4 protein-coding genes are annotated in these 4,490 nt (G+C 44.7%); 3 read left to right on the top strand and 1 reads right to left on the bottom strand.

The annotated features are described in order from the left end of the window. The 3 genes from KIH43_RS08475 to KIH43_RS08485 form a co-directional block, all read left to right on the top strand. The coding region (locus tag KIH43_RS08475; protein WP_297719734.1) for a peptidylprolyl isomerase at nt 1-705 on the top strand (705 nt) is incomplete at its 5' end. Nucleotides 706-727: 22 nt separating this feature from the next. Next, nucleotides 728-1,273, top strand: coding sequence for a hypothetical protein (locus KIH43_RS08480; protein WP_297719737.1), 546 nt, complete (start codon nt 728-730; stop codon nt 1,271-1,273). A gap of 11 nt (nt 1,274-1,284) precedes the next feature. Continuing rightward, entirely contained in the window at nt 1,285-2,034 is a 750-nt protein-coding gene (locus KIH43_RS08485) for a M48 family metallopeptidase (protein WP_297719740.1), read from the top strand. Between the two features lie 27 nt (nt 2,035-2,061). On the opposite strand, the gene KIH43_RS08490 is transcribed toward KIH43_RS08485, so the two are convergent. Further along, nucleotides 2,062-3,804, bottom strand: a complete 1,743-nt coding sequence (locus tag KIH43_RS08490) for a ShlB/FhaC/HecB family hemolysin secretion/activation protein (RefSeq protein ID WP_297719744.1) — start codon at nt 3,802-3,804, stop codon at nt 2,062-2,064. Nucleotides 3,805-4,490 lie beyond the last annotated feature (686 nt).

Below are 4,490 nucleotides of genomic sequence, written 5' to 3' on the forward strand. Positions count from 1 at the left end.
ACACCGCTCACCAATGGATTGCTTGAGCTCAATATAAAAGCCGCTATGGCACAAGGACAGAAAGATTCTCCTGAATTACAGCGAGCACTTAAGGATGAACTCATCAATCGCGAATTATTAACTCAAGAAGCGATTAGGCGAGGCTTAGATAAAGATATTGATTTTCGGGATCAAATTGCGCAGTTAAAGCAAACATTGATGATCCAAGCCTTTTTAGAAAATCATTTTCAGAAAAATCCCATTTCTGATGCGCAGCTGAGAGAAGAATTTGATCGTCAGAAAAAATTGATCGGCGAGGGGGCCTCCGCATCTCAATACCGTCTAAGTCAAATTATCGTCACGACCGAAACCGATGCCTTAGATCTGATTCGTCGTATTCAAAAAGGTGAACTCTTTGGAAAACTGGCACAAGAGTATTCCATTGATCAGGCATCTAAGGCTAATGGCGGTCAAATAGGCTGGGTATTGCCAGGGCAGGTGGTGCCGCAAGTGGCTAACGTGATTGTGAATATGAATAAAGGCGCCGTAACCAACGCTCCTATTCAGACGCAGGGCGGCTGGGTCATCGTCAAGGTGGACGATAAACGCCCATTTAAGCTGCCTACTTTTGATGAAGCAAAACCACAATTGCGCCAAGCGATCGTGCAGCAATATCTCGCGGAGACCGTGAAGAAGTTACGTGAAACAGCCAAAATTATTCAATAAAGACTTGTAGTAAGCTCTCCGTATGAGAAAACTTCTGCTATCCATTCTTTGCCTACTCTCGTTCCAGGCTTATGCTGGTGAGAAAGTGGCTTATCAAAATTGGATAGTGGATATGAATGGTGCCACTACAGAGGCCTATACAGCGAATGACTCTAAGTCATCATTTGGTGTATTTTGCGCTGCTGATAAATGCCTCTTTTATCTCCATCAAGCATTGCAATGTCAACCAGGAGCTAAGTATTCTGTTTTGATGAACAGTGCCACAGTTTCAACCGCTTTATCGATGCAATGTACCCAAATTGGGGTCAATTTATTTCAGATTCTTGACCCCTTTGATGCTGTTCTGAATGCAGTCAAAGCGGGTGACACGATTGGTTTTGCGGTTGCTTTGCAATCTGGTGCATTTGGGGTAACCCGCTTTAGTTTGGCTGGCTCAACCGATGCCATTCGTCGCGCTTTGTCCGAAGCAGCTAAAGCCAACCAGCGTTCAGCTCCAGCCCCGGCGCCAGCACCCGCTCCACCCGCGAACTCTCCTGGAATGCGCGGTCTCAAAGATATTTTGATTTAAGGTTACAAAAAATGACATTGGCAATGCGCTCTGCATTACCAATACTGCTTTGCATTTCATTGATTGCTTGCTCGAGCAGTAAAAAATCGATGGAAGTGCAGATACCAAATGAAGCGTGGTGGCAAGCTGCAAATCAAAGTTCACGCGCTAGCACTTCTGAAAAAAATCTCGCTATGGTTCGTCAAAGAATGGCAAAGACTGTGCCATTTCCATTTGTAGTAGGTCTAACGGATTCTGCAGAGATCAATGCGTACGCAGAGCTACAAAATAACCAGCGCTACATTATCTTTACGAATGGTTTTATAGCGCAGTTTGGAAACGATCCAGATGTTCTTGCTAGTGTGATGGGTCATGAGCTTGCGCATCATCAGTTGGGTCATACACAAGCAGACTATGGCAAGAATCGCGATTTATTGGTCTCCGCAACAAGCCAAGCACTTGGCATGATAGCGAGCTATTTCGTGCCTTTTAGCGGTTTAGTAGTCGGTAATGCGGCCAAAGGTGCGGGACTATCCTTTAATCGTGATGATGAGCGGGCGGCAGATCTTCAGGGAATGCAGTGGGCACAACAAGCCGGGTATTCACCGTGCGGTAGTTATCGCTTTGCTGCCAAGATGAATGCGTTAGGTGAAGGTGTCACACTTGCGTTTTTATCTACTCACCCTGGTAATGATGAACGCATGGAGAATGCCATGCAATTTGCCCAAACAAATAGGGCCGTCTCTTGTGGAAGCGACCCTACAGTTGTGCAATCAAAGTAAGTATTGATAATAATACTTACTCATTCATTAGAACGTGTAGCTAGCAGTAATCCAACCACGTGGATTAGTGGTAGTGCCATCAGTATTAACTGCCTGACCATATTGGTTATACAAAGGATTGTTACCCACTTTCCAGGCGACAGAGCCGGCGACATTCCAGCCGCCATACATCCACTTCACGCCGAGGCCAGCACCCATCAATGAGTACGTATTATTGGCGTGGGTCAAGCCTTGCCAACCTGGATAAACATTCTTGTATTGTTGAACCACGCCAGCATCAAAGAAGGCGCTGATGGTCACGTTTTGCGGTAATTGACGACGTAATTCGGCAGTGGCTAGACCGCCTTGTGAACCACCTGCTTGCGCTACTGGATAGGCGCGCACACCATAGGGACCGCCTAAATAAAACTGCTCCGCAGAGTTTAAATTCACCGATGCCATCTGACCACTTGCAGCAATATAGAAAGAAGTTAAGCCATCTTCAGTCAGCTGCTGGTTACGGCTGCCTGAAACTGCGAGCTTTGTAAAGCTTGGCGGTGTATATGCGCCATAGCCTGGAGTGCTGGTACCTAAAACATCAAGGTAACCAAAGACTAAAGATACAGATCCTGTGGAGATGCCGCCACCACCAAAGCCATCGTAATGGTTGCCAGACATACCAATGGAGAAATTATTAATGTTGTAGCTACTGATGACATATTGAGTTGCTTGGTTTTTATTCATGTAACTCTTGACGTCATAGTTCATGGTGGCATTTAAGTTCGTCGCCTGACTACGAATCAATGGATACGCAGCACTTAAACCTGCAGTCCATGAGTCACCCCAACCACCATTTGGTGAAGCATAGTTGCTGACGTTCTTATAGTTCAAATAGGTTCCCGCAACACCAAGACGCAAGCCATCTTTTGAGCCTGGAATAGAGTAAGCACCCTGAATATATTGTGAGCCTTCGGAGTAGATGCCGTTTAAGGCTGCCTGATCACCAATGCCCGTGACGTTATTGGCATTGAGTGCAATGACGCCTTGATTAGCGCCAGTAGTTCTGCTGCCATAGTTATTCAGTTCAACACGACCAGCGCCTACTGGCGGTTCAGTCAGTTGCACACGCACCGCAGTCTCGCCATCGTTTTTACCCGGCTCTAATTGACTAGCCACCATCACGCCTGGTGTTTCATTCAGAATAATTAATGCGCGCTCAAGCTTATCCATATTTAATGGGGCGCCGATCGGGTTTGCATAAGTGATGTACTCAGCTGCACGCTGTTTACCAAAGCGCGTGTCGCCTTGTGGGGTATCCACAATTACTTCACTGAGCTTAGCTTCCGTAATCAGAATCTTAACTACGCCACCATCAATCTTTTGTGGTGGCAGAATGGCTTGTACTGTTAAACCATTCTTACGGTAGAGCGTCACAACAGCGTCGCAGGCTTTTTGTAAGTCATCGAAATTGACCGACTTGCCTACCCACTCCTTCAATACCTCTTGTACTTGTGCCTCAGGAAGCGTCTTTACGCCTTCTAAGACAAAAGAGTTGACCGTAAACCGAACCTCGCCCGCTTTAGCCGCTCCTTCACGCTGTGGGCTAGTTGGCTTTTGAGCCTCAGGCAGAGCTAATGGCGAAGGTAGGGGGAGTTGCTTTTCTAGGTTCTGTTGCAGGGCGCCAGCGTCTACTTGCGCCATGACTACGCCAGAAAGGCCATTAGCCCCTACAAAGAGGGCAATGCCAGCCCAGCGGAAAGGATTTATGCGAAAAGGGGTGTTTAGGATCATTTTTCTTATAAAAACACATGTAAAAATATGTAGCTATTGTATTGGATGGAACCCTTAAATTCTCTCTAGAAGCGCCCAAAATTCACCATTGCAGGGCTTACGCCCTTGGGTGAATAAGAATCCGAATAAACCCAGTTTTACCCTTAAATCCAAGCTCCATTTCAGCCAAAAAATGCGCCAATAACTCACCCAAAATCAAATCCATTGCCCAGAGCGAATTGACCCTCAAAAAAGGGGTAAATAACACCCCCAAATGGGCTCAAAATAGTCACAAAATACTCAATTCCAACAGCGTATCAACAGCGCGAATTTGCTTCGAATATCTTCATTACAAAAATCAAATAAAACACTCTTCGTATTGAATTCAAACATATTTTTTTAAACAAGAACTCATGAATACACTTCATGTAGTTTGTGAAGATGGCGAGTAACAAAGAAAAAATATCCATCACCTTAATTGAAAAATGAAGACGCAATCATCAAAAGGAAATTGATAAAAAATGACTAAAAATTGGATGAAAAACATCTGCAAAATATCATCCAAAAAGGGTGAAAAATTTCGTTAAAAAATAGAGAAAAATGGGGTAAAAAAATACCTCAAAAAGACCATTTATTTTTGTCTAAAAATAGGGTCAAATTTCCATCAGAAAATGATCAAATTTAGGGGCTGTCTCTTATACACATCT

The sequence above is a fragment of the Polynucleobacter sp. genome (assembly GCF_018500155.2).
Lineage (GTDB): Bacteria > Pseudomonadota > Gammaproteobacteria > Burkholderiales > Burkholderiaceae > Polynucleobacter.